Below are 25,639 nucleotides of genomic sequence, written 5' to 3'. Positions count from 1 at the left end.
CGCGGCTGAATCACTGACTGTCATTCTGGTTGAGGTGGAAGTCGAAGGTGATCGCGATCCCGTCGCCCTGGAAGTCGTTTCCCACGTCTTTCAGACGGAAACCCACTGTGAAGTCCGTTCCGTTCCCGGGGTCGGGGAGGTTCACCAGATCGTTTGCCGTCGTTTCCCCGCTTCCCTGGTCGTTGCTGTTAAGATCGGCGAGCGTCGGTGGCGACCCACCGTCTATCTGGCCGGTACGGTCGCCGTCGTAGTTCAGCGTCGTGATCTCCAGATTTTCGGCCATCTCCTGAGCAGTGACATTCTGGTTCCCAGTATCGCCATCGTCTTCGGTGTAGCTCACGTCTACGTCGAGCGACCCGTCGATCGTCCCGTCGCTGACGAGCGTCACGCTGTCGGTTGTCGAATCGGTCGGCTTGAGACTTCCGTTAAAAGAGAACGACCCGGGGCTGTCGATGTCGAGGTTCAGCGTGCCCGCCTGGACGGTGTTGCCGGAACTCGACTCGGTGTCGGAAAAGGCGGCCATCGTTCCGGCGCCGGCAGCGGCGCTCGCGAGCCCAGTTGTCACCAGCCCGGCTAGTACTCGCCGTCGTGAGAAGGCGGTGCCGTCGTTCTCTCCATTCATATACTGATAACGATTCTCCCGGCGACGAAACTGGTTGAGCGATGCCGCGCCCGATGCGTCACTGACTATCGTTCTGGTTCAGTTCGAACGTCAGATCAATTTGGACCGAGTCGCTCATAATCTCGTTGCCCGCATCGCTGTCGACTGAGTATTCAATCTCGAAATTTGCGGAGCTATCAGCTGTCATAGAGTAGTTCTCGCCGTTGCCCGAATTGCCGGATGTCAGATCGCCTGATTGCAGCCCACTGGCGAGGCCGGAGTATAGTTCGGTGCCATCGAGAGAGAGCGTGAGGGTTAATTCATTCGCGAGCTCGCCCGTCGTGTTGCTGGTTCCCTCTTGGGAGGCGTCCTCATCTCCGGAATCGAGTTCCGGCTCCTGAACAGTGTTCTCGGAGCTGGTGACGCTGTCAACGATAACGTCGAGCGAACCGCTAATATTCCCGTCATTGTTGAGCGTCAGCGACTCGGCTATCGGCCCGGTGCCTGGAACGACATCGTTGACATTGACGATAGTTGAATTGGAACCGGTCGTCAGGTCGAGTGTGCCTGCTGTGATGGAGTTTCCGTCACTGGACTCCGAGTCACTGAACGCCGCAAACGTCCCCGCACCCGCGGCCGCCGCAGCGCCGCCGATTGTCACTATACCACCCAGAACGCGCCGTCGATTGAGTTCGATCGTGTTCGTGTCTTCGTCTGTCATGTGAACCACCCGTCAGGGACTCGGACGCACGCCGCGCCCGGCCCACCCCTGACTATCTGGTCTGTATCATGCTACTACTCCTTTACCGATAAAAGCCTAGCGGCTTTCTCACGGCCTGAATACGGCGATTATAACAGTCTCAGAAACACTTGGCAGATGTTAAAAACGGGAGACAGGTCCAGCGAGACGACCGTCAGGCCAGCCACTCCTCGGGCTTGGTGTCGTAGTCGATATCGTCGGCGGCGAGGTGTTCGACGGCGTCCCACGGCAGTTCCTCGACGGTGACCTCGTCGCCGTCGTAGCGGATCAGCCGTCCAACCTCCTCGGGTTCGGGCTCGCGGTCCCGGCGCTTGGCGACTTCCACGTCGTGTTCGTCGAACTCCTTGACGATGGTCTTGAGGTTGACGGGCCGGCCCCAGAGTTCGAACACGCGCTTCAGCGTGTCCTTGGCCTGGCCGATGTCGAGGACGACGCCGTTGTACTGGTGGGCGAGCAGGAGTTCGTTGCGGTTGTTGTAGTTGCCGTCCTCGACGACGACGGTGGGCTTGCCGAAGTTGGTGAACTGCAACATTAGCTTCTTCTTCACGTCGGTGTAGTCCGTCGATGTGACCCGGTAGTCGCCGGTCGACTGGGTGTACTCGTAGGTGAAGTACTCGTTCTCGTCGACGAACTCCTGGGTGAGGAACTCGTCGAGGAACGTCACGTCGTTGTGGCTCTCGCGGATCTCCCGCATGCGGTCCCAGCCGCGGGCGTAGTCGATGTCCGCGAGCGCCTCCTCGACGGAGCCGTACCGCGAGTCGTCGAACATGTACCGCGAGACGCGTTCGAGCTCCTCCTGGCTGACCCGCGAGACGAACCCGCGGTTCTGGGGCTTGGTCAGCGAGTAGTGGCGCTCGGCCAGCCCCTCGTAGGTCAGCGCCTTCCAGGGGTAGGTCTCGGCGTCGATCTCGCCCGCTCGTGCGGCTTCAAGGGCGTCGGCGTCGACGCGCGGGTCCTCGGGGTCGAGGTCGTCGAGGTGTTCGACGACGGAGGCGACTTCGGGGTCGGGTTCGACCAGGTCGAGCACTCGCTCGAAGTCGACGGTGTCGTGGAAGTTGCGCCAGGTGACTCCGTCGACGCGGAGCAGGCGCTCGACGACTTCGCGGCGATTGGTTGTGTTCTCGACGTACCCCCAGATCTCCAGGCCGAGCTTGTAGGGGTTGAGCCCCGACGAGCCGAGGACCTTGGCCATGTGGTCGGCGTAGAGGACGAACTCGTCGTCGCCGGCGAAGTTCTCGCCGGTCATCATCGCCGACTCCCAGTAGGCGGCCCACCCCTCGTTCATGACCTTCGTCATCTTCTGTGGGGCGAAGTAGTACGCCTCCCGCCGGAGCATCTCCAGGGTCTCCTTCTGCCAGTCCTCCATCTCGTCGGCCCTGGAGGCGTCCTCGTCGTACTGCATGCCGTGCTTGCGGAGGAACCCCAGCACGTCCTTCTCGGGCTCGGCGGGGAACGTGGCGCCCTCCTCGTCGTCGCTCTGGGCTTCGAGCCACTCCTCGCTGAAGACTTGGCCCTTCACCTCGTCGGACAGGTCGAGCTCCTCTAACTGCTCGGCGACGTCGGCGGTGTCGCGCTCGTCGATGAGGTCGATCCGGGTGTCGATGGGCTCGTAGGGGACGTGCTGGTCGATGTTGTCCTCCAGCGTGAGCACGTGGTCGATCCACTTCTCGACCTCGCCGCGGTCGATCTCGGGGTCGGTCATGAACCCCTCGATAGCGTCGGCGTGGCGGGCCAGCATCGCCGCCGCGTTGGGGTTGTCGGCGAACATGCCGAACCACTCGTTGTTCGCGAAGAAGTCGGCGTGGGCCTCGACGTGGGTGATCACGGCCTTCTGGTCGGCCAGGGTGTTCGACTCCTGGAGGAAGGCGTGGGAGGGGTCGTCGTTGTTGACGATCTCGAAGGCCTTGCCGCCGAGGAACTGCCCCTGTTTCTGCTGGCGGTCGTACTGCATGCCCCACCGCCAGTGGGGGTACCGTTGCTGGAACCCGCCGTAGGCGATGAGCTCGTTCATCTCGTCGTAGTCGACGATCCAGTAGTTCACGTCGTAGGGGTCCAGCCCGAACTTGCGGGCGAGGTTGCCCGCCTCGTCGACGGGCTCCTCCAGGTCGGCGGCGATGCGCTGGGCCTCGATCCGGTCGTTCGTCGGGCGGCTCATGGGCGGTCCTCCGTGGTCGGGCGCTTCATTGTGATTCGTCCTCCGTGCTGAGGATGTCGTAGATGGCGTCGACCACGTCGTTCGGTCCGGAGACGTAGGCGACGGCCACGTCGTCGGCGTCGCGGAAGTTCCGCTCGACCTCCTCGGCGTGGGTCGCGTTGATCGCGTTCCCGCTGGGCTGGGTCTCCACGTAGGCGTGGAGGTTCGCCGGGATCTGCTCCATCAGCGGGACGACGTGCTCCTCGGTGTCGTTGCTGGAGTTCTCGGAGTCACCCGCCGCGAACACGTAGCGGTTCCACTCGCTCCAGGGGTACTCCTCCAGCAGCTCCGCGGCCAACTCGTAGGCGCTGGAGATGCGCGTGCCGCCGCCCGAACGGATGCCGAAGAACTCGTCGCGCTCGACCTCCCAGGCGTCGGCGTCGTGGGCGATGTAGACGAACTCGGCGTTGTCGTACTTGCCCTGGAGGTACCAGTCCAGCGGCGTGAACGTCCGCTCGACGAGTTCGCGTTTCTTCTGGCGCATCGAACCGGACACGTCGCGGATGTTGACGACGACGACGTTCTTCTCCCGTTCCTCGACGATCTCGGGGTAGCGGTAGCGCTCGTCCTCCCGGCGGAACGGCACCTCGTCGATGCCCTCCCGACGGATGCGCTGGGCGGTGTCGACCCGGTCGGTCTCGGCCGCCATCTCCTCGAAGCTCTCCCAGGTCGTCCGCTCGCCGCTCGGGATCTCGTCGTAGGCCTCGTCGATCCACGCCCGGGAGACGGGCATGTTCTCGCCGCGGGCCCACTCGAACACCTTCGCGGGGCCCCACCCGTCGATCTTCAGCGCCTCGCGGACGAACTCGCGGTCGAAGTCCATCGCGAGCTTGCGCTTGAGGCCCTGCTTGAACAGCCGCTCGAAGTCCAGCGTCGAGGTGGGACCGGAGCGGGTGATGTCCGTGAAGTCGCCCTCGGTCTCCTCGATCACCTTCTTGCCCTTCGGTTCGAGGTCGAGCCCGAGCTGTTCGTCCAGTTCCTGGGCGAACTCCTCGGGGTCCATCTCGTAGTACTCGTGCTCGCCGCCCTCCTCGCCGGGGTCGCCGTCGTCGTCGCCGTCGTCGCCCGGCTGGGGCTCGGCGTCGACGGGGTCGCCCTCCTCGGCGTCGCCCTGGCCGACCCCGCCCTGGTCGCGCTGGTCGTAGGCGAACTCCGGGAGGTCGACGATCTTGATCGGCACTCGCACGGAGTCGGGGCGGCTCTGGCCGAGGTCGCCGTACTGGATGAACTCCGAGAGGTCCTGTCGGCGGTCCTCGCCGACCTCGCGGTAGCGTTCGAGGTCGTCTCTCAGTCCCATCCGTCGCTCACCTCGGGTCTCGGTTCACTGGCTATCAGTCCCATTTGTAACTCACCTGGCTCATGACGTGGCGACTGGTCAGCTCGGCCGACGCCTCGCTGTAGTCGTACATCTCCTGCATGTTCGCGACCGTTTTCTCCTTCAGGTCGGCCGTCTCGGTGCCGCTCGGCGGCTCGTCCCACTGCCGGGGGTCGAAGTCCTCGTAGGTGCGTTTCACGTCGTCCCACGAGTGGCTCCCGAGGACGGTCTGGATGACTGGGATCTCCTTGGGGGAGACGTCCTCGACCCTGAACTCCTCGTCCCGACGCTGCCAGGCGTGGCGGTTCAAGGCGGTGATGATCTTATCCTCGCGGAACGCCTCGACGGCGTCGCCGGGGCGGTTGCCCGCGTAGTCCTCGTCGTCGAACCGGCCGAGATGTTCGATCTCGAACACCTTCATCTTCAGCGGGTCGGGGTCGACGTACTCGCCGCGGTCGTTCTCGATCTGCTCGTCGGTCGACCACGCGTAGACGTGCTCGATGTACTCCTCGACGGTCTCCTCGTCGACCCGCTTGTCGCGCATCATCGCGTCGAGCACGTCCGACTCCTGCTCGCCGAAGACGTGGTTCTTCACGGGCACCACGCGCTCCTCGAAGTCCGCCGCCTCGGCGTTCGAGAAGACGGGCGCCGTCGAGAGGTCCTCGGCCATCGCGTTGAGGATGTCGCGGGGCATGACGACGTGCTCGACCGGCAGATCGGCGTGGTGGCGGTCCTGCTCGCGGTGGAACAGGTCGGCGATCTCGTCGCGCGTGTACGTGACCGGGATGCCGTGGTCGCCGTCGGTCCCCTGGTCGGTGAACTCGAACTCGTCGGCGTCGACGCGCTCGTCGCCCTCCTGGAGGTAGCCGCGGTCGAACAGCAGGGCCTTGTCCACCAGGTCGTGACCGCCCGGCACGTCGCTCACGTCGAGCCTGGTGACGACCGCGTACAGCGCCGCGGCCTCCAGCGCGTGCGGGGCGAGCTCCTTCGCGTTGACCTCGTCGTTCTCGTCGCGCACGCGCACGGTCAGCGGTTCCTGGATCCACTCCTCCAGCTCGCCCCACGAGTCGGCGTCCCAGACCTCCGTCTCGTCGGTCAGCTCCCGACGCAGCAGTTCGGTCTCCAGCGAGAGGTTGGTGAGGTAGGTGAACTCGTGTTTGTCCAGGCGCCGCTTCAGCGCCTTCAGCGGGTCCTGGCCCTCGCGGTCGGCGTGCTGGTTGAGCTGGGCTTCGAGGTCGGGATTGGAGATGATGACCATCTGGGTGTCGATGTCCATCCCGATGCCCTTGTCCAACTTCACCGACTTCTCGTCGGGGACGTTCAGCAGTTTCTGCAGCAGGTCGGCGTGCTGGGCGGCGTCCTCGACGACGGTCAGCAGGCCGTTGCCCTGCGAGAGCACGCCGTCGTAGGAGAACGCCTGCGGGTTCTTCCGGCCGCGGGAATCCAGTTCCTGGAGCATCCCGCGCATCCACGACCCCACGAGGCGTTCCTTGGGCGGGCCCTCGTCCTCGGAGTGGAGGACGCCGATTCCCCGGCCCACGTCGACGACGTAGTTCTTGACGCGGAGGTGCTGGGGGTCGGTGATGGCGGAGAACAGCTCCTCGACGCCCTGGCGGCGGTAGTGCTCCTCCAGATAGTCGTAGGCCTCCCGGCAGAACGGGTCGAGTTCGCTCTCGGCGCGGACCGGGATGTGGTCGTCGAGGCTCTCGTTCAACTCGGCGACCAGATCCTCGCGCACGTCCTGGGGGAACACCGAGAGGGGATGGGACTGGACCGGACTCTCGTACCAGTCGTCCTCGTCGGCGACGGGCTCGTCGGCGTAGGTCAGCCCCGCCGAGTCGCCGCTCGCGCCGGCGACGTTCCACTCGACGGTGTAGCGCCGTCCCTCGTCGGTCTTCGAGTACTCCCGGAGGCCGTTGATGAGACAGCGCTTGAGCTCGGACTTGCCCGTGGCGGTGGGGCCATCGAGCCAGACGATCTTCTCGTCTTTCCCGCGGCCGGCGGCGATCGAGCGCAGGTCGTCGACGAAGGCGTTGAGCACCTCGGTGTTGCCGAGGATGGCGTGCTCGCCGTCGTTGTGCGGGTCGTCGAAGAAGCGGTAGCGCTCCTTCCGGTCGCCCTCCTCGATCACGGTGCGGGTGCCGGCGGCCTCGATGGCGCTGAGGAGGTACTTCGAGGCGTGGGCGGCCAGGGCCGGTCGCTCGAACACCAGGTCGACGTACTCGGCAAGGCTGCGGGGCTCCTCGTAGGTGCGGTCGAGCGAGCGGTCGGCCTCGTCGATGAACTCTTCGCCGCTCATCTACTCCTCCATCTCGCTCTTGGCGACCTCCGCACCGGCGAACTCTAGCACCTCCCGCGCGCCCTCCTCGGAGTAGCCCTGTTCGATGAGCGCGTCGATCCACTCGTTGCGCTCGTCGTCGTCCATCTCGCCGCTCGACACCAGCGCCGAGAAGTTGATGTTGTGCTTCTTGTCCTCCCAGAGCTTCCGTTCGAGGGCGCGCCGCAGGCGGTCGTTGTCCTGCGGGTTGAACGTGTCTCCTTCGCGCGCGCGACGCGAAACCCAGTTGCTCACTTCCTGGCGGAAGTCGTCTTTCCGGTCCTCCGGCAGGTCCAGTTTCTCCTCGACGCCCCGGAGGAACTGCTCGTCGGGCTCCTGCTCGCGGCCCGTGATCTCGTCTTCGACGGTGTCGTCGTCGATGTAGGCCATCACGTGGTCCATGTACTTCTCGCCCTGGCGCTGGATCTCGTCGACGTCGTAGGCCAGCGCGTGGCGCACGTCCTCGATGGCCCGCTCCTTGTACTCCTCGCGGACGAGTTCGAGGTATCGGTGGTAGGTCTCGAAGCGGTCCTCGGGGATCGAGCCGTGGTTCTCGATGTTGGCTTCGAGGTGGTTGAAGGTGGTCAGCGGCGAGAGGAAATCCCGGGAGCGGTGCATCGAGTCCATGATCGCCTCGGCGATCTCGTCGCCGATGAACCGCGGAGAGACGCCCTCCATGCCCTCGCCGATCTCGGCCTTCTCAGCCGCCTCGTCGCGGAGTTTCTTCACGTCGATGTCCTCGGCCTCGTCTATCTCGCCATTATAAGCCTTGGCCTTCTGGACGAGGGTGACGTTGCCGGTGTCGGGCTCCTCGATGCGGGTGAGGACGCCGAACAGGCCCGCCATCTCCAGGGTGTGGGGTTCGACGATGATGTCGGGGAGGTCGGCGTTGTTCAGCATCTTCTCGTAGATGCGCGCCTCCTCCTCGTACTGCAGGACGTACGGGAAGTCGATCCGCTTGGTGCGGTCGTTGAACGCCTCCATCTTCTCGTCGCCCTTCTTGTCCTTGTACTCGGGCATGTTCGTCCGGCCGACGATCACCTGGTCGATGTCGATCCGGGGGTTGTTCTTCGGCTTGATCGTCTGCTCCTGGGTCGCGTGCAGGAAGTCGTAGAGGAACTCCCGCTGCAACTTGAGGAGTTCCTCGCCCGAGAAGATGCCGCGGTTGGCGTTACAGAACGCCCCGGAGTAGTCGAACGCCCGGGGGTCGGACTCGCCGTAGACGGCGATCTTCGAGTAGTTCACGTCCCCCGTCAGCTCCGTCTCGTCCTGGTTTTTCTTGTCCTTGGGCTCGAACGTCTCGATGGCCTGGCGCATGTTCTCGTCGGCGACCAGCCGGAGAATCTCGATGTGGTTCTCGAGGACCTGCTGGAGGTCGTCGTCGTAGTGGGCGAGCAGGCGGTCCATGTAGAACTCGCTGGCCGGATCGAGGGCCTGCTCGTTGCGGATGGTGTAGGGGGCGTCCAGCTCCTCGTTGATGTCCTCGATGACCCGGTCGCGCTGCTCCTGTGGGAGGAGGACGAGCGGGTCCTGATCCATCGGGGAGCGGACGGTGTTGTCCGCGGGGTCCTGGTCGGGGATCACGTCGCAGAGGTTGGTCCACCGGAAGGTGTACATCCGCCCGGCGTCCGAGCGGGTGTAGTCCTCGTAGTAGCGACGCACCTGCCGGTCGAAGTCGGACTTGCCGGAGCCGACCGGGCCGAGCAGGAGCTTGATGCGTTTCTGCGGGCCGAGCCCGCGAGCGCCGGATTTCACCTTGTTGACGAACTCGTGGATCGACTCGTGGACGATCCGTCCGTAGAAGGTGTTCTCGCCGTCGTTGAGCGGGTCCTCCGAGGCGAGTTCGTACTCGACGACGCCGGCGTCCTCGTCGTACTCGGTGCCGTAGTAGTCGAACATGTCGGCAACGCGCTGGTGGGCGTTGCGGGCGATCTTGGGCTCGTCGTAGAGCTGGTCGAGGTACGCGTCGAAGGACCTGTACTCCCGCAGGTCGGCGGGGATCGTATCTCTGTACTCTCGACTCAGCTCTTCGAGGGTTTCCTGTGTCATGCTATCACGGACAGTTCGCGTCGAACTGTACTTGCGTCAGCGCGCTCCGGCTGACGTTCGCGACCGGCGAAGGCCGCTCGTGGTCCGGCGCATCGCTCCCGGGACCGCCCACTCCCCTCCGTGCGGCACCGCTCGACGACTGAGTGCCGTCGAAACCGCCGGGACGAGTCTGTTGTCACGTGTGAACACCTACCGACCGCGAATCGCACGGGCGACCCTGCGTCGTCTCGGGCAGCGTACCGTGGAGCAACCACCGATACTAATAATATATGAGTTCTACCGACTCATAAGCCTTTCCGCGACTCGGGTATTTATCCCCGTTAATTCCGGAGCAGGGCTCTCGAAAATAGCACGAAGGCGTTCGATTCGTGCCACTCATAACCACGCGCGGTCGGGTTGACATATAAAGGTCCGCGGCCCTCGGCGCCGCTAACGTCCTCGGAGGGAGATCCGCGACGCGGTTCGACCGCGACACTCTTGGGCCGCGGGCGCCGACCGGGAGACATGGCATTCGAGGGGCTGGCCGACGACTGGGTGGTCTGGTCCGAGGAGCGCGAGAAGGTCGTGCTGGCCTACCGACCGGACGTGTTCGACGGCGCGGCGTTTCCCGCGCCGTGTATGCCCACGCTCTATCTCACGAAGGGCCGTCGTAGTCGACATCCGGGCACCCAGACCCGCCCCAGCGACCCCTGGGTCGTCACGCTCTACCTCGAACCCGAGGTGAACCGCTCGCCCGACGAGTTCGAGACCCGCGACGCCGCCGAGGCCGGCGCCGTCGAGCTGGCCGAGCGCTTCGCCGCGGGCGAGGTCGACTACCGCGACATCTACCAGGTCCCTCGCGAGGACTACTTCGCGAAACTCGACGAACTGACCGGCCGCGCGGACTGAGGCTCGCGGCACTCGGGGACCCGCCGCGACCGGTGGGATTCGTTCGGCACCGCTCGGCCGGGAAACTTAATCCGCGTCGCCGCCAATCCGCACGCATGTCCACGCTCACGCTCGTCGGGTCCCGCCTGGCCGAGCCCGGCCAGGAGTTCGTCTACCGGGGCGAGGCGAGCGCCTGCGACGGCTGTCCGTACCGCGACCAGTGTCTCACCCTCACCGAGGGACGGCGCTACCGCGTCGACTCCGTCCGCGAGAACGGGAGCACGCTCGACTGCGGCGTCCACGATTCGGGCGTCGTCGCCGTCGACGTCGTCCCCGCGACCGCGCGCGCGAACGTCCCGAGCGCCAGCGCCTACGCCGGCAGCAAGGTCTCGCTGGAAGGGCCCTGTCCCCACACCGACTGTCCGAGCCACGAGCTGTGCGAGCCCGCTGGCGTCGACTTCGACGAACAGCGCCACATCGAGACGGTCGTCGGCGACCCGCCCCACGACTTCTGCGCGCTGGACCGGGAGCTGACGACCGTCGAGTTCGAGGCCCACGAGGAGTGACGCCGCGCGCTCCCGCGGGCGAGGACAGTCCGGGTCGCCCGACGGGGACGCCGTACGTCGACGACGACTGGGTTCGGAGTCCCCCCGCGGGGAAGACCGTGCTGTTCACCGACCGGCCCGACGACCCCGACCGGGACCCGCTGGGCTTCGAGATGTGGCTCGACGCCGACGGGGCTCACGGTCCCATGCGTCACGTCCACCCCGAGCAGGACGAGTTCTTCGAGGTCGTCGACGGCCGCCTGGGTGTCTTCCACGAGGGGACGACGACCGAGTACGGGCCGGGCCAGCGCGTCGAGATCCCGGCGGGCGACGAACACCGGTTCTGGAACGCCGGACCGACGGAGCTGCACCTCCGCGGGGGCGTCGATCCGGGGTTGCGCACGGAGACGTTCATGCGGATCACCTACGGGCTGGCACGCGACGGCGAGCCGGTCACGCCCTCCGGGATGCCGTTGAACCTCCTCCGGGTCGCCGTACTCCTCGACGAGTTCGACGACATGCTCTACCTCGCGGGCGCGCCCGTGTGGCTCCAGCGGCTCGGCGTCGAACTCGCCGCACCGGTCGGGCGGCTGCTCGGGTACGACAACGAGTATCGGGAGTATCGACCGTAGGAGGGTCTCGCCGGTGTGGGCGGCCGCGCCTCAGTCCGACAGCGTGCCGACGCGCTCGGCGGTGTAGCCGAACACGTCCTCGTAGCCGTACGCCGACAGCAGGACGGGATGGAAGTCCTCCTCGGCGACCACGGCCTCGCCGTCGGCGGCCGCGATCCGCTCGCCCGCGAGCACCTCTTCGAAGTTCTCGACGAACACCTCGTACTCCTCGGCGGCGGTCTTCGGGACGGGGTCGCCCAGGCGGAAGACGGGCAGGTCGGTCTGACGGGGCGTCTCTTCGCCGGGGAGCGCGCCGGCGGCGGCCAGGAACTCCCGGACGACCTGCTCGGCGTTCTCGGCGGCCTGGTCCGTGCCCTGGTAGCCGCACTCGACTTCGATCGTCTCGGGCGCCACCTCGAAGATCCGTCCCTCCGCGTGGCCGGTCTCGACGACCGCGTCGATCGACAGGCGGGGGCAGATCTCGCGCGCGAGGTCGCGGACCTCGTCGACCAGGGCGAACATCCCGCCGTAGGACTGCGTGGTGTGCAGCGCGAGCGTCACGCAGCCGCGGAGTTCCTCGCCCAGTTCGTGGGCCAGTCGTATCTCGTGGCTCCGCCCGTCGGCGCGCCCGGGGAACGACCGGTTCAGGTCCGCCTCGACGTAGCGCTCGCCGCGCTCGATAGCCTCCTCGTTGGCGATCACGAGCTTCACCGGCTCGGCGACCTCGGGCCGCCGGTCCATGAACTGCTCGACCGCCCGGACGCCCGCGGGCTCGTCGCCGTGAATCCCGCCGACGACCGCGATCTCGGGCTCGCCGTCTCCCAGCGTCTCGACTCGCATTCGATCCGATATTACGGCGTCGGCCGTTTAGGTGGTGTGTTTCGTCCCGAGCGCGGACCCGTCGGCCCGACTCCGGACGACAGCCGACGACTTCCGTCCGCCTTCCTCCGGTTCGCGCACGCGAGACCGATCCATCGACGACGCACGGGGCGCGCGTGGGGGTCCACCCGGGCAGTTTCTCCGCGTGCCGCGCGCGCCCCGCCCGTCGAAGGGGCGGTCTGGCGGCAGCTCCTGTCGACGCGTCTACCGGACCGGACGGTTCGGCGCGAACCTGTCACTGGTGGCGCCGATCCGAGCCAAACTCCTACATAAGTCCGTCCATTCGTTTCCGCCAGAGAGGGCTTCTAACGCGTGTTTTTCCCTCACATGGCGGTCCTCGCTTCGTAAGGGTTTTACAGTGGTCGCCCATCGAATGAAATACGTTCGACGCGCGGTGGAAGCGGGGTCACCCGTGGTCCGCCACGCTCGACACATGCGGTGACGGGGACGGCCCCCGACGCCCGAACTCACACTTAAATCCGACGTGGCCGCGACGGCCACTCCGGTGCCGTCGTGTGATTTCGGACGAAGGTGGGCGCGTCTTTCGGAACCATTAAGTGGGGTAACCCACTACGATGATATCCGCACGAGGGACGACGGGCGACCCACCTGGGTACCCGGCGTCCGACCCATGAGGATTCCACCCCTGCGGTCCGCCGTACAGATGGGATCTGATGTGAGCCCTGACAGTTCGGTGATACCCGACGCGGTGCGCGACGGTGTCGCCGACTGACGGAACAGACATACACGCACACGTTGACTCGTGTGCTACACGTTGATAGCGTGTCTCCGCCAGATCCCGGCTTCGCCGGGAACATTCCGGTTGATCCTGCCGGAGGCCATTGCTATCGGAGTTCGACTTAGCCATGCTAGTCGCGCGGGTTCAGACCCGCGGCAAATAGCTCAGTAACACGTGGCCAAACTGTCCTACAGATCGGGATAACCTCGGGAAACTGAGGCTAATCCCGAATAGGACTCGCACGCTGGAATAGCAGCGAGTTCGAAACGTTCAGGCGCTGTAGGATGTGGCTGCGGCCGATTAGGTAGACGGTGGGGTAACGGCCCACCGTGCCGATAATCGGTACAGGTTGTGAGAGCAAGAGCCTGGAGACGGAATCTGAGACAAGATTCCGGGCCCTACGGGGCGCAGCAGGCGCGAAACCTTTACACTGCACGACAGTGCGATAGGGGAACTCCGAGTGCGAGGGCATAGAGCCCTCGCTTTTCCACACCGTAAGGTGGTGCGGGAACAAGTGCTGGGCAAGACCGGTGCCAGCCGCCGCGGTAATACCGGCAGCACAAGTGATGGCCGATTTTATTGGGCCTAAAGCGTCCGTAGCTGGCCGTGCAAGTCCGTCGGGAAATCCAGTGGCTCAACCTCTGGGCTTCCGGCGGAAACTGCTCGGCTTGGGACCGGAAGACTCGAGGGGTACGTTCGGGGTAGGAGTGAAATCCCGTAATCCTGAACGGACCACCGATGGCGAAAGCACCTCGAGAGCACGGATCCGACAGTGAGGGACGAAAGCTAGGGTCTCGAACCGGATTAGATACCCGGGTAGTCCTAGCTGTTAACGATGCCCGCTCGGTTCGGCGCAGGCTACGAGCCTGTGCCGCGCCTCAGTGAAGACGTAAGCGGGCCGCCTGGGAAGTACGTCCGCAAGGATGAAACTTAAAGGAATTGGCGGGGGAGCACTACAACCGGAGGAGCCTGCGGTTTAATTGGACTCAACGCCGGACATCTCACCAGCACCGACAACGGTAATGATGGTCAGGTTGATGACCTTACCCGACGCCGTTGAGAGGAGGTGCATGGCCGCCGTCAGCTCGTACCGTGAGGCATCCTGTTAAGTCAGGCAACGAGCGAGACCCGCGTCCGTAATTGCCAGCAGCACCCTTGTGGTGGCTGGGTACATTACGGAGACTGCCACGGCTAACGTGGAGGAAGGAACGGGCAACGGTAGGTCAGCATGCCCCGAATGTGCTGGGCAACACGCGGGCTACAATGGCCTGGACAATGGGTAACTACACCGAAAGGTGACGTTAATCCCCTAAACCGGGTCGTAGTTCGGATTGAGGGCTGAAACTCGCCCTCATGAAGCTGGATTCGGTAGTAATCGCGTGTCAGAAGCGCGCGGTGAATACGTCCCTGCTCCTTGCACACACCGCCCGTCAAATCACCCGAGTGGGGTCCGGATGAGGCCATCATGCGATGGTCGAATCTGGGCTCCGCAAGGGGGATTAAGTCGTAACAAGGTAGCCGTAGAGGAATCTGCGGCTGGATCACCTCCTACAGACCGGGACTGGGGCGACGCCCCAGCCCACAAGTCCTGCCCCGACGAGGCAGGCACCGGTGACGTCCGACCGCGCCGGTCGGGCACCGAACTGTCAGGGCTCACGTCACCCCCTCACGGGGGAGACCGAGCAGGCAGCGCACCTCATTCGAGGTGTTCTCGGTTCGAATCCGAGTCGGTCAATACAAGCGGGCATCGTGCCCGCCGAACTGATGCACCAGCCCGTGAAAACGCGGCTGGGAAGGGTTCGATGCTGTCTCCGACGACCGCCGGAGATGGACGATGACGACCGTGTGTACGTGCAATCCAGACGTCAACTGGATCCGTATCATCGGGATACGTGTATCCGACGTAGTGGCTACTATGCCACTCGGTGAATGGCTCGGCTCGAGTGCCGACGAAGGACGTGCCAAGCTGCGATAAGCCTGCGGGAGCTGCATGGAAGCGAAGAACGCAGGATGTCCGAATGGGAATCCCCACCGCAATTGCTTCGCGCAATGGGGAACGCCGGGAATTGAAACATCTTAGTACCGGTCGGAAAAGAAATCAAGCGAGATATCGTCAGTAACCGCGAGTGAACGCGATACAGCCCAAACTGAAGGCTTCGGCCGATGTGGTGTATTGGGCCGGCGATCAGCGTCCGAACGACCTTGCGAAGTCTCCTGGAACGGAGCGCGATACAGGGTGAAAGCCCCGTACCGGGGTCTATTACGACGTGAGCCGGTTCCGGAGTAGCGGGGGTTGGAAATCCCTCGTGAATACGGCAGGCATCTACTGCCAAGGCTAAATACTCCTCGAGACCGATAGCGAACAAGTAGCGCGAGCGAACGCTGAAAAGTACCCTCAGAAGGGAGGCGAAACAGGGCCTGAAATCGAGTGGCGATGGAGCGACGGGGCATGAAAGGCCCCTCCGAAAACGACCCAGGCGCGAGCCTGCAGTAGGACCGGAGGGGAGCCGATGTTCCGTCGTACGTTTTGAAAAACGAACCAGGGAGTGTGTCCGTTTGGCGAGTCTAACCGGTTCATCCGGGAAGGCATAGGGAAACCGACATGGCCGCAGGGCTTTGCCCCAGGGCCGCCGTGTTCAAGCGCGGGGAGTCAAACTGACACGACCCGAAACCGGACGATCTACGCGTGGGCAAGACGAAGCGTGCCGAAAGGCACGTGGAGGTCTGCTAGTGTTGGTGTTTTACAACACCCTCACGTGACCTACGTGTAGGGGTGAAAGGCCCATCGAGTTCGGCAACAGCTGGTTCCGACCGACAAATGTCGAAGCATTACCCCTGTCGAGGTAGTTCGTGGGGTAGAGAGACTGATTGAGCGGACCGCCCTCGAGAGAGGTCGGCCGTTCTGTCAAACTCCGAACCTACGAACGCTTTTGACGCGGGGAGTTCGGTGCGCGGGGTAAGCCTGTGTACCGTGAGGGAGACAACCCAGAGTCGGGTTAAGGTCCCCAAGTGTGGACTAAGTGCGATCGAAGGTGGTCTCAAGCCCTAGACAGCCGGGAGGTGAGCTTAGAAGCAGCTACCCTCCAAGAAAAGCGTAACAGCTTACCGGCCGAGGTTTGAGGCGCCCAAAATGATCGGGGCTCAAGTCCACCACCGATACCTGACCGCAGATATCACAATCTGACCGTGTAGGTCGGCGTTCCGATCGGGTGGAAGTACGGCCGAGAGTTCGTATGGACCGATTGGAAACGAAAATCCTGGTCATAGTAGTAGCGACAGTCGGGTGCGAATCCTGACGGCCAAAAGAGCTAGGGTTCCTCAGCACTGTTCGTCAGCTGAGGGTTAGCCGGTCCTAAGTCTCACCGCAATTCGAATGAGACGAAATGGGAAGCAGGTTAACATTCCTGCGCCGCTGTCAACTAAAAGTCGACGCCTTGGGTTCACCTGAGCCGGGCCATCGCCCGGTCGAACTGTCCAACTCCGTGGAAGCCGTAATGGCACGAAGCGGACGAACGGTAGGATAGCGAAAGTCAGGCTAGCCTGGGGCCCGTGAAAAGACGATGACAGCGTCCGTACCGAGAACCGACACAGGTGCTCATGGCGGAGAAAGCCAAGGCCTGTCGGGATCAATCGACGTTAGGGAATTCGGCAATCTAGTCCCGTACCTTCGGAAGAAGGGATGCCTGCCTCGGGAAGAGGCAGGTCGCAGTGACTCGAGGGCTCGGACTGTCTAGTAACAACATAGGTGACCGCAAATCCGCAAGGACTCGTACGGTCACTGAATCCTGCCCAGTGCGGGTATCTGAACACCTGGTACAACAGGACGAAGGACCCGTTAACGGCGGGGGTAACTATGACCCTCTTAAGGTAGCGTAGTACCTTGTCGCTTCAGTAGCGACTCGCATGAATGGATCAACCAGAGCCCTGCTGTCCCAACGTTGAGCCCGGTGAACTGTACGTTCCAGTGCGGAGTCTGGAGACCCCCAAGGGGAAGCGAAGACCCTATAGAGCTTTACTGCAGGCTGTCGCTGGGACGTGGTCGCTACTGTGCAGTGTAGGTAGGAGCTGTTACACAGGTACCCGCGCTAGCGGGCCACCGAGGCATCCATGAAACACTACCCGGTAGTGACTGCGACCCTCACTCCTGGCGGAGGACACCGGTAGCCGGGCAGTTTGACTGGGGCGGTACGCGCTTGAAAAGATATCGAGCGCGCCCCAAGTCCATCTCAGCCGTGTCGGAAACGCGGCGAAGAGTGCAAAAGCAAAAGATGGACTGACAGTGATCTTCCCAACGAGGATCGCTGACGTGAAAGCGTGGTTTAGCGAACCAATTCGCCCGCTCGATGCGGGCCATTGCTGACAGAAAAGCTACCTTAGGGATAACAGAGTCGTCACTCGCAAGAGTACATATCGACCGAGTGGCTTGCTACCTCGATGTCGGTTCCCTCCATCCTGCCCGTGCAGAAGCGGGCAAGGGTGAGGTTGTTCGCCTATTAAAGGAGGTCGTGAGCTGGGTTTAGACCGTCGCGAGACAGGTCGGCTGCTATCTATTGGGGGTGTCATTGGTATCTGACGGGAACGTCCGTATAGTACGAGAGGAACTACGGATGGTGGCCACTGGTGTATCGGTCGTCCGAGAGGGCGCTGCCGAGCAGCCACGCCACACGGGGTAACGGCTGAACGCATCTAAGCCGGAAACCCACCTGGAAAAGAGATACCGCAGAGGTCACTCGTAGAAGACGAGATCGATAGACTCGGGGTGTACGCACCGAGGCAACGAGGTGTTCAGCCCGCGAGAACTAATCGACCGAAGCCACCAATCATTCCGTATCTGATATACGTACCCGATGATTCGGGTCCGGGCGTAAACTGGATTGCACGTTACACGCGGTCGTCGCATCGAGCTACCGATACTGGCATCCGAACGCGGTGTTCGGACGCGGTTCGATTCCGCGGATCGGCGTTAGGGCGGCCATAGCGGCGGGGCGACACCCGTACCCATCCCGAACACGGACGTTAAGCCCGCCTGCGTTCCGGCGAGTACTGGAGTACGAGAGTCTCTGGGAAACCTGGTTCGCCGCCTCCACTCATCCCCCGGCCACCATCGGCCGGAGTTCGCCGGCCGACTCGGCCGGCACTCATCACCCTCGACCAGTCACAACTGGTCGGGGGTTTCCGTATTTTGTACCGAACAGCGACGCCCATCGCGGTCGTGACCGTCCGAGAACGAGTTACTCCAGCTCGTCGGCGTACGCGAAGTCGACTTCGGTCGCTTCGGGGTAGTCGCCGTCGAGTTCGATCCGCCAGCCGTGGATCGCGGTCGGGTCGGAGAGGGCGGCCGAGAGCGTCGCGCGCACGTCGGCGAGGTCGACGCCGTAGAAGTCGTCGGGGAGGCCGTCGAGGTACTGGAGGGCGGTCTCGAACAGCGAGCGCATGCCGTCGTCGTTCTCGAAGTCGAAGTGCTTGTACGCGCCGGCGGCGACCTGGACCATCCCGTGGAGAAACTTGCTCTCGGCGGAGCCGCGGCCGTAGTTGTACCACTCGTCCTCGAAGCAGTCGTGGGATTCGTGGAACTCGCCGGAGTTGAACAGGGCGACGCCGTGGACGACGGCCCGCCGGAGCGTGCCGTGTTCCCAGCCGTTGGACGCGCCGCGGTCGGCCTGCCACCCGGTGGGATCGCCCGAGGTGGGTGGCCCGACGCCGTAATCCCGGGTGTGTTCGTCCATCATCGACTGTTCGGGGTTCCCGCGGTGTAATCCCGTCGGTCGGGGTGAGGGTCGCGCGGGACATGCAGATCCGACTCGGGGCCGTAGCCGTGGCTGTTAACCCTCCACCGCCCGACCGTGGAGTCATGGACGCCTCGTTCGAACACGAAGTCCCCGTTCGCTATCGCGACCTCGACACGTACGGTCACGTCAACAACGTCGTCTACGGCACCTACTGCGAGGAGGCGAGGGTCGCCTACGTCGAGGAGGTGCTCGGGCTGGAAGAGATCGACGAGTTCACGGCCGTCGTCGTCTCGCTGGACATCGACTTCCGGTCGTCGGTGACGGAGCTGACGACGGTCGACGTGGGGGTATCGGTCGTCCGCATGGGCGAATCGAGTTTCACGATGGCCTACGAGCTCCGCCAGCGCGGCGATCTGGTCGCGGAGGCCGAGACGACGCAGGTCTTCGTCGACCCGGAGACGCGCGAATCGCGGCCGATCCCCGAAGACTGGCGCGAGCGGGTTCGCGATTTCGAGGGGCTAAACGACTGAGACGGGCGGCGATCAGACGGTGTCGTCGGGGTCGTAGGTGTCGGCCATGCGCGCGGCTTCGGCGGCGTAGCGCTCGCGTTCCTCGGGGTCGGTGACCTCGCCGAGGTTGTTGGGCGGTACGTCGACGGCGGCGGTCGTCTCGCGCACGTCGCTCGTGAAACTCGTCAGTGCGCGCTCCTTGCGGAAGTAGCGTCGGCCGTCCGGCGTCGCGTAGACGAGGATGATGATGTTCTGCTCGTCGTCGGAGTACGTGCGTTCGACGAGCCAGACGCGGACGGTCCCGTCGCTCGTCGCCGAACTCGCCCCGGCCGTCGCAGGGTCCGAATCTTCTGTCATACCGACGGGTAGGCGTCCGGCGGGGATAGGCGTTCGCTCGGGTCCACGGGACGGGTGACCGCGGACCGGTCAGGCTCCCATCGGGCCCGGTCGCTCGCCGACGGTGACCTCGACGCGCCGGACCTCGCCGTCGCGGAGAACCGTCAGGTCGACCGTGTCGCCGGGCTGGGTCTCCGTGAGGAGATACGTGCCGAGGGTTTCGCCGCTCCGGAGCTGCTGACCGTCGATGGCGAGGATCACGTCGCCCCCCAGGGGGACGGAACGATCGCCGACGGTCTCGATTTCGGTCGCCCCCTGGAGCGCGTCGGCCGAGGGGCCGTCTTCCAGGACGGAGACGACCGCGAGGCCGGCAGTGCGGTTGAGGTCGTTGGCGTCGGCGATCGCGGGACTGACGGGCGTCGTTCGGACGCCGAGGAACGGATAGTCGAACTCGCCGTCGGCGACGAGTTCGGGGACGACGCGCTCGACGACGGACGGGGAGACGGCGAAGCCGATGTTCTCGGCGCCCTGCTGGGCGATCCCGGCGGTGTTGACGCCGACGACCTCGCCGTCGCAGTTCACCAGCGGGCCGCCGGAGTTACCGGGGCTGATCGGCGCGTCCGTCTGGACGACGTTGGGGATCTCGAACCCGAGCTGGGTCGGCAGCGTTCGGTTCAGGCCGCTGACGATCCCGTGGGTGATGGTCTCTTCGAGCCCGAGCGGGTTGCCCAGCGCCGCGACGCGCTCGCCGCGCTGTGGGTCGGCGTCGGCGAGCGAGAGCGCCGTCGTACCGGCGGGCGCGTCGGAGACGTTCACCACGGCGAGGTCGGCGTAGGCGCTGCGGCCGACGACCGACCCCGACTGGAACTCGCCGTCGTCGAACTCGACTTCCACTTCGGAGGCGCCGCTGACGACGTGGGCGTTGGTCACGACGTAGGTATCGCCGGTCGCGTTCGTGTCGGTCGCGTTCGCGGCGTCGTAGACGAACCCGGAGCCCTGTCCGGAACTCGTCCGAACGGAGACGACCGAGCCGATGGTCTCGTCGAACAGCGACTGGTAGTCGCAGGCTGATTGCTGCCGTTCGGTGTCTCCGACCGGGGCCGCTCCCGGTGCGAGCGCCATCACGCCGCCGACGCTTCCGGCGACGAGCAGGACCGTCACGAGTACCGCTGTGGTTGTCCGTTGCATCGTCCCTGCGTTGCTTCGCCCCCCGGAAGACACCCCCAATCGTTTCGTCTCGTTGGCTCGGTCAAATTCGGCCGGCGGTGGGAGTTGGGTGCGGTTACTCCTGGGGTCGGCGCGGGGAAGTCGATAAGCGGTCGGTAACTCGGTGGTCGCGCCGACGGTCCGCCGGACGGCGAGACCGTAGCCTATTCAAGCGGCTCAACCGAACGTCGGCGTGCGTGCGAGGGTAGCCAAGCCTGGAAACGGCGGCGGACTCAAGATCCGCTCCCGTAGGGGTCCAAGGGTTCAAATCCCTTCCCTCGCACTGCACGGACCCACGCGGTCCCTCGCCAGTGCGGAAGTCCGCGGTTCGAGGCCGACGGCCTCGACGTAGACGGCGACACCGGTCGCCGTGAACGGAGCGGTCTTCCCTCGCAAACTTCTCACGGAATTCCCGTTCGAGCGAACAGTCCGTCCAGAAATTCGCTCGTCGGGGGCAGGTTTATGAGAATCCAGTGCGGATAATGCGGTATGGCAACGGACGACACGGCAACCAACCCACTCGACGTGCCGCCGCTGGAACACACCGCTTTCTTCGATATCGACACCAGGGACGGCTACGTTCGCATCGACCAGTCGTGGGGCGACCAGACGCTGTACACGCCCGAGGAGGCGCGCGACATCGCCGAGTCGATCCTGGAGATGGCCGACGACGCCCAGGGGTCGGAGTAGCGCCCCTTCGAACCGCCGACCGCGTCACAGCTCGTCGAAGCCGTCGATCCGACGGTCGCCGAGGACGCACTGGCCGCGCTCGAGCGGGTCGACGCGTTCGACGTGGACGGCGTCGAGGCCGGCGTTCCAGGCGGCGCCCACGTCGTCGGGGTCGTCGCCGACCAGGGCGCCCCGGTCGCCGTCGTAGCCGACGCCGAGGCGGTTCATCGCGAGTTCGACGGGCGTCGGGTCGGGCTTCCAGCCGACCTCGTCGTCGCAGCAGACGACGGTGTCGAACCAGTCTGCGATGTCGTGGTACTCCAGTAGCGGTTCGGTGAGGTAGGACTGACAGTGGGTGACGAGGCCGGTCGGGCGGTCGAGTTCGCCGACGAACGCGGCGGCGTCGTCGTAGACGAACGAGGACTCGGCGCGGGCGCGGGGGTCCTCGACCTCGTGAAACGTCTCCCAGAACCGCTCGGGCGTGAGCGTGCGGTCGGCGAAGACCTCCTCGCGGGCGCCGCCGACGCCGTACCACAGCAGTTCGGCCTCGCGGTCGGTGAAGGCGTGGCCCAGTCGGTCCCCGATCTCGGCGACGATCTCTCGGGGGTATTCGGGGTCGACGTCGACGACGGTGCCGTCGAGGTCGAACAGCCAGAAATCGTAGGCATCGCGGGCCATCGGGATCCCACCAGTAGGCGGGTGCGGGCTAAGTACCTTCTGGCGACCCGCCTCGAAGTCGGGCCCGAGTCGGATCCGGTAGCAGGCGGACCGGGCGGATTTAAGCCCCGGAGGGCCGAGCCTGGCACGTACGATGAGTCTGCGGACGCTGGTGACCGACCCGGACGGCTTCTTCGCCGCCCGGCGGGACGACTACTCGCTGGCCGGGCCGGCCGCCGTGGTCGTCGCCCACGCGCTGCTGGCGCTGGCCGGGACGGTCGTCATCCTGCAGGCGGTCGGCGACGTGGTGACCGCCGCCGACGCGGCGTCGATCGTCTACGCCTCGGGCGGCCAGCGCGTCTCCGCGCCTCGGGATATCGTCCTCGCGCTGTGGGCCACGGGCGGGCTCTACTTCGCGGGCTGGATCGCAGTCGCCGTCGTCGCGTATCTCGTCTCGCTGTACTTCGACGGTGACGGGTCGTTCCGTCGCCTCCTCGCGTTCGTCGGATGGACGTTCGTTCCGACGCTCGCCCCGACGGCCGTGCGGGCGGTCGTGATCGCCGCGATGTTCCTCGAAGCGCCCGATTTCGCCACGGAGGCGGCCCTCCAGGAGTGGGCCCAGTCCGAACTCACGGACCACCCGGCCCGGTTCGCCGCTATCGCCGTCCGCCCCCTGTTCACCCTCTGGATGGTCTACCTGTGGGTCCTCGCCGCCGAGCACGCTCGCGAACTCACCCGACGACAGGCGCTCGTCGTCGTCGCTCTCCCCGCCGCGTTCGCGACGCTCAACGCCGTCGGGACGCTCGCGACGGCCGCGGGTCGCGCTCTGGGCCTGTTCTAGACGGTCAGATCTCGTCGGTCACGTGGATGGAACTCCCGAGGTACTTCGACAGCGCCGCGTCGACCGTCGACGCGTTGAACTCCCCGAGGTCGTCGGCGACCGCCGCCCGCAGGTCGTCCAGATACCTCTGCGTCGTCCGCAACTCGCGGAAGTCGACGCTGTCGACAGCCACGCCCAGGGCGTCCTCGGCGACCGCGCGCATGTGCGCCTCGTCGCCACAGTCGCCGCGCCAGAGGTTGTCCCGGAAGTACAGCCACCCCGGCTCGCCCGGGGAGTCCGCCGCCCTGTACACGGTCGTCTCGAAGGTATCGGGTTCGGTCCACACGCCCGGGTCGTCGGGGTCGAGCCGCACCGTCACCCGGAAGACGTAGGCCGCGGCCGGCGAGTCCTCCCCCGTGTCCTCGCCCCGGCTCATCTCAGAGCAGGTCGTCGAACCGCTCGGCGAGTTCGACGTCCTTGTCGGTGATGCCACCTTCCTCGTGACTCGTCAGCCGGACCTCGACCTCGCGCCAGTCGATGGTCATCTCGGGGTGGTGGAAGGCGTCCTGGGCGACGCCGCCCGCGCCCGCGGCGAAGCCGACGCCGTCGAGGTAGGCGTCGAACTCGTAGACCCGGACGATCTCGTCGCCGTCGCGCTCCCACTCGTCGGGTAGCTGCGCCTCGATCTCCTCGTCGGATAGCAGGTCTGCCATGTCCGGAGAGTGGGCCGGTACCCGCATGAAAGTTCGGCCGAGCTGTTCGTGCAGGTGTGTCGACCGACTGTGCCACCGTGGCGACCGCTGTCGCGGGTACATCCGGTCCAAAACGAAACCGCTCCTAGTCGTCGCCCAGCTGGTCGAAGACGGCGTCGGGCATCTGGTCGCGCAGGTGTTCCGGGATCTCGTCGCCCTCGGCGCGCTCCTCGTCCTCGCCGAACTCGGGGTCGAACAGCTGGAGGGCGGTGTTGATGGTCGACCAGTCGTCCTCCTCGGCGGCGTCCCGGAGGCTCTTGGTCGGTGCGGCGAGCAGCTGGTTGACGACGGCGTCGGCCATCGCCTCGATGACTTCGCGCTGGCTCTCGTCGAAGTCGGCCTTGCCGAGGGCGGTCTCGACCTCCTGGGCCTTGACGCGCTCGGCGCTCTCGTACATCGCCGAGATGACCCGATCCGCTCGCTTGCGCTTGTACTGGGCGAGCAGGTGCTTGAACTCCACGTCGATCATCTCCTCGACGGCCGTGGCCGCCTCCGCGCGCTGGGCGCGGTTCTCGTCGGTGACCGTCTGCAGCGCGTCCAGATCGCGGACGGTCACGCCGGGGAGTTCGGTCACGGTCGGCTGCACGTCCCGGGGCTGGGCGATGTCGACGACGAACGTCTCGCCGGTGTCCGAGACGGTCGACTTCTCGAAGACGTAGTCGGTGGAGCCGGTGGCGGTGACGACCACCGCCGCGCGCTCGACGGTCTCGTCGAGGTCGCCCAGTTCGACGACGGTCGCGTCGGCGTCGAGCGTCTCGGCGAGGTGTTCGGCGGTCTCGACGGTGCGGTTGGCGACGTAGAGGTGGTCGACCCGCGGCGCGAGCGACTGGGCGGCGAGGCGCCCCATCTCGCCCGCGCCGACGACCAGCGCCTCGGCGCCGTCGACGCCGACCTCCTCGTCGGCGAGCGAGACCGCCGCGCTCGCCAGCGAGACCGACCCCTCGTTGATGGCCGTCTCGGTGCGCGCGCGCTCGCCGACGTGGATCGCCTTGGTGACGCCCTCTTCGAGCAGGCGACCGACGCCGCCCGCCTCGCGGGCGTCCTCGTAGGCGTCGCCGACCTGGCCGAGGATCTGGTCCTCGCCGACGACCAGCGATTCGAGCCCCGCGGCCACGCGCATGAGGTGGCGCAGGCTCTCTTCGTGGCCGAGTTCGACCAGCACGTCCGACGGCACGCCCTCGAAGAAGGCGGCCAGCGCCGCGCGGCCGTCGGGGCCGTCGCCGGTGACGACGTAGGCCTCGACGCGGTTGCACGTCTGGAGGACGAACGCCTCCTCGACGGCGGGGACCGAGAGCAGGCGCTCGACGCCCGCGCGCTGGCTCTCGACGGTCGCCGCTTCGAGCTCGTCGACCGTCGCGCGGTCGATGTCGACGCTGGCACCCGAGATGACGCCCGTGCCGACCGTCACGCTGTCTCACCTGTCACGTCCGAGATCACGTCCGCTGCCACTTGTCTCCCTTTCGGTACCCCACTATCTAAAGCCTTCCAAACCGCGTCCGACCTGACAACGGCACGCACGGCGTCCCTGCGGACCGCCGGGTCGACGCCCTCGGCCTGCAACTCCGCCCGGATCTCGCCGGTCAACTCCGCCATCGCGCCCGCGTCAGCGATCTCGGTCTCGATCCGCTGGCGCAACAGGCGGCTCAGCGCCGGGCTCGCGCCGCCAGTCGCGACTGCCGCGACGACCGGGTCGTCCCGCACCGTCGCGGGGACGACCACGCTCCCGGGCTCGCGCCCCCCGTGCCGGTCGGCGCGGTTCACGAGCGCGCCGCGTTCGCGGGCGACCGCCTCGATGCGTTCGTTCAGCGCCTCGCTGTCGGTCGCCGCGACCGCCAGCGCGGGGTCGGTCCGGTCGAACCAGTCGGGTACGTCCTCGGGCTCGGGTGCTTCCCGGACCAATTCGGCGTCGCCGAAATCGGCGCGCTCGTCGCCGTCCTCGCCGGCGAAGGTCGGACTCACGACGACCACGCGCGCCTCGCGGGCGAAGCGTCTCGCTTTGCGGGCGCCGACGCGGCCGCCGCCGAACACCAGCACCGTCTCGCCGTCGAAGTCGTGGAGCAGTGGGATCACGAGTGGATTCTCCG

21 protein-coding genes, 1 tRNA gene and 3 rRNA genes are annotated in these 25,639 nt (G+C 65.5%); 10 read left to right on the top strand and 15 right to left on the bottom strand.

Going from position 1 to position 25,639, the window contains the following annotated elements:
* Positions 1–10: 10 nt before the first annotated feature.
* The 6 genes from HZS54_RS22005 to HZS54_RS21980 form a co-directional block, all read right to left on the bottom strand.
* Positions 11–622 carry a TasA family protein gene (locus tag HZS54_RS22005; RefSeq protein WP_179919239.1) on the bottom strand — a complete coding sequence of 204 codons (612 nt, stop codon included), beginning with the start codon at positions 620–622 and terminating at the stop codon, positions 11–13.
* Positions 623–680: 58 nt separating this feature from the next.
* Positions 681–1,322 carry a TasA family protein gene (locus HZS54_RS22000; RefSeq protein ID WP_179919238.1) on the bottom strand — a complete coding sequence of 214 codons (642 nt, stop codon included), beginning with the start codon at positions 1,320–1,322 and terminating at the stop codon, positions 681–683.
* Positions 1,323–1,515: 193 nt separating this feature from the next.
* The gene (locus HZS54_RS21995) at positions 1,516–3,516 is read right to left on the bottom strand and encodes a SpoVR family protein (RefSeq protein WP_179919237.1); all 2,001 of its coding nucleotides are present in this window, start codon (positions 3,514–3,516) and stop codon (positions 1,516–1,518) included.
* A 25-nt stretch (positions 3,517–3,541) separates the two neighbouring features.
* A complete protein-coding gene (locus tag HZS54_RS21990; protein ID WP_179919236.1) occupies positions 3,542–4,852 on the bottom strand; it encodes a YeaH/YhbH family protein in 1,311 nt (436 codons plus the stop codon).
* A gap of 34 nt (positions 4,853–4,886) precedes the next feature.
* Positions 4,887–7,169, bottom strand: coding sequence for a PrkA family serine protein kinase (locus HZS54_RS21985; RefSeq protein ID WP_179919235.1), 2,283 nt, complete (start codon positions 7,167–7,169; stop codon positions 4,887–4,889).
* Positions 7,170–9,236 carry a PrkA family serine protein kinase gene (locus tag HZS54_RS21980; protein ID WP_179919234.1) on the bottom strand — a complete coding sequence of 689 codons (2,067 nt, stop codon included), beginning with the start codon at positions 9,234–9,236 and terminating at the stop codon, positions 7,170–7,172.
* Between the two features lie 504 nt (positions 9,237–9,740).
* Between HZS54_RS21980 and HZS54_RS21975 the strand changes: the two genes are divergently transcribed.
* The 3 genes from HZS54_RS21975 (at position 9,741) to HZS54_RS21965 (ending at position 11,280) form a co-directional block, all read left to right on the top strand.
* The gene (locus tag HZS54_RS21975; protein ID WP_179919233.1) at positions 9,741–10,124 is read left to right on the top strand and encodes a DUF5820 family protein; all 384 of its coding nucleotides are present in this window, start codon (positions 9,741–9,743) and stop codon (positions 10,122–10,124) included.
* A 95-nt stretch (positions 10,125–10,219) separates the two neighbouring features.
* Positions 10,220–10,669 carry a UPF0179 family protein gene (locus HZS54_RS21970; protein WP_179919232.1) on the top strand — a complete coding sequence of 150 codons (450 nt, stop codon included), beginning with the start codon at positions 10,220–10,222 and terminating at the stop codon, positions 10,667–10,669.
* Positions 10,666–11,280, top strand: coding sequence for a cupin domain-containing protein (locus HZS54_RS21965; protein WP_179919231.1), 615 nt, complete (start codon positions 10,666–10,668; stop codon positions 11,278–11,280). The genes HZS54_RS21970 and HZS54_RS21965 overlap by 4 nt, the downstream gene beginning before the upstream one ends.
* A gap of 30 nt (positions 11,281–11,310) precedes the next feature.
* On the opposite strand, the gene HZS54_RS21960 is transcribed toward HZS54_RS21965, so the two are convergent.
* Positions 11,311–12,099: a M14 family metallopeptidase gene (locus HZS54_RS21960; RefSeq protein WP_179919230.1), complete on the bottom strand. Its 789-nt coding sequence runs from the start codon at positions 12,097–12,099 to the stop codon at positions 11,311–11,313.
* An 855-nt stretch (positions 12,100–12,954) separates the two neighbouring features.
* Between HZS54_RS21960 and HZS54_RS21955 the strand changes: the two genes are divergently transcribed.
* The 3 genes from HZS54_RS21955 (at position 12,955) to rrf (ending at position 17,963) form a co-directional block, all read left to right on the top strand.
* Positions 12,955–14,427, top strand: a 16S ribosomal RNA gene (locus HZS54_RS21955).
* 351 nt (positions 14,428–14,778) lie between these two features.
* Positions 14,779–17,699 (top strand): 23S ribosomal RNA (locus tag HZS54_RS21950).
* A gap of 142 nt (positions 17,700–17,841) precedes the next feature.
* Positions 17,842–17,963 (top strand): 5S ribosomal RNA (rrf, locus tag HZS54_RS21945).
* The 16S, 23S and 5S rRNA genes sit together here, the layout of an rRNA operon.
* Before the next feature lie 145 nt (positions 17,964–18,108).
* On the opposite strand, the gene HZS54_RS21940 is transcribed toward rrf, so the two are convergent.
* On the bottom strand, positions 18,109–18,603 hold the full coding sequence (locus HZS54_RS21940; protein WP_179919229.1) for a DUF309 domain-containing protein: 495 nt from the start codon (positions 18,601–18,603) through the stop codon (positions 18,109–18,111).
* A gap of 125 nt (positions 18,604–18,728) precedes the next feature.
* Here HZS54_RS21940 and HZS54_RS21935 point away from each other — a divergent pair, with 125 nt between their 5' ends.
* Positions 18,729–19,136: an acyl-CoA thioesterase gene (locus HZS54_RS21935; RefSeq protein ID WP_179919228.1), complete on the top strand. Its 408-nt coding sequence runs from the start codon at positions 18,729–18,731 to the stop codon at positions 19,134–19,136.
* Between the two features lie 12 nt (positions 19,137–19,148).
* Here the strand turns inward: HZS54_RS21935 and HZS54_RS21930 are convergent, their stop codons facing one another.
* Positions 19,149–19,472 (bottom strand): DUF7967 family protein, encoded by a 324-nt coding sequence (locus HZS54_RS21930; protein ID WP_179919227.1) that lies wholly within the window; start codon positions 19,470–19,472, stop codon positions 19,149–19,151.
* A gap of 69 nt (positions 19,473–19,541) precedes the next feature.
* Positions 19,542–20,639: a S1C family serine protease gene (locus HZS54_RS21925; RefSeq protein WP_246391716.1), complete on the bottom strand. Its 1,098-nt coding sequence runs from the start codon at positions 20,637–20,639 to the stop codon at positions 19,542–19,544.
* Between the two features lie 217 nt (positions 20,640–20,856).
* On the opposite strand from HZS54_RS21925, the gene HZS54_RS21920 reads away from it, so the two are divergent.
* Positions 20,857–20,940, top strand: a tRNA-Leu gene (locus tag HZS54_RS21920).
* A gap of 206 nt (positions 20,941–21,146) precedes the next feature.
* Positions 21,147–21,347 carry a hypothetical protein gene (locus tag HZS54_RS21915; RefSeq protein WP_006883934.1) on the top strand — a complete coding sequence of 67 codons (201 nt, stop codon included), beginning with the start codon at positions 21,147–21,149 and terminating at the stop codon, positions 21,345–21,347.
* A gap of 24 nt (positions 21,348–21,371) precedes the next feature.
* Here the strand turns inward: HZS54_RS21915 and HZS54_RS21910 are convergent, their stop codons facing one another.
* On the bottom strand, positions 21,372–22,004 hold the full coding sequence (locus HZS54_RS21910) for an HAD family hydrolase (protein WP_179919226.1): 633 nt from the start codon (positions 22,002–22,004) through the stop codon (positions 21,372–21,374).
* Between the two features lie 133 nt (positions 22,005–22,137).
* Here HZS54_RS21910 and HZS54_RS21905 point away from each other — a divergent pair, with 133 nt between their 5' ends.
* Positions 22,138–22,824 (top strand): YIP1 family protein, encoded by a 687-nt coding sequence (locus tag HZS54_RS21905; protein ID WP_179919225.1) that lies wholly within the window; start codon positions 22,138–22,140, stop codon positions 22,822–22,824.
* Between the two features lie 4 nt (positions 22,825–22,828).
* Here the strand turns inward: HZS54_RS21905 and lwrS are convergent, their stop codons facing one another.
* From lwrS to HZS54_RS21885, 4 genes are all read right to left on the bottom strand, one after another.
* Positions 22,829–23,239, bottom strand: coding sequence for an LWR-salt protein (lwrS, locus tag HZS54_RS21900; RefSeq protein ID WP_179919224.1), 411 nt, complete (start codon positions 23,237–23,239; stop codon positions 22,829–22,831).
* Between the two features lies 1 nt (position 23,240).
* Positions 23,241–23,516 carry a 4a-hydroxytetrahydrobiopterin dehydratase gene (locus HZS54_RS21895; protein WP_179919223.1) on the bottom strand — a complete coding sequence of 92 codons (276 nt, stop codon included), beginning with the start codon at positions 23,514–23,516 and terminating at the stop codon, positions 23,241–23,243.
* 124 nt (positions 23,517–23,640) lie between these two features.
* Positions 23,641–24,963, bottom strand: coding sequence for a glutamyl-tRNA reductase (gene hemA / locus HZS54_RS21890; RefSeq protein WP_179919222.1), 1,323 nt, complete (start codon positions 24,961–24,963; stop codon positions 23,641–23,643).
* Positions 24,960–25,625 carry a precorrin-2 dehydrogenase/sirohydrochlorin ferrochelatase family protein gene (locus HZS54_RS21885; RefSeq protein ID WP_179919221.1) on the bottom strand — a complete coding sequence of 222 codons (666 nt, stop codon included), beginning with the start codon at positions 25,623–25,625 and terminating at the stop codon, positions 24,960–24,962. The genes hemA and HZS54_RS21885 overlap by 4 nt, the downstream gene beginning before the upstream one ends.
* Positions 25,626–25,639: the final 14 nt, after the last annotated feature.

The organism is Halosimplex pelagicum (assembly GCF_013415905.1).
GTDB classification, from domain to species: Archaea; Halobacteriota; Halobacteria; order Halobacteriales; family Haloarculaceae; genus Halosimplex; species Halosimplex pelagicum.
The sequence above is the reverse complement of the archived record's forward strand: the minus strand, read 5'-3'. Positions and strand labels throughout refer to the sequence as shown.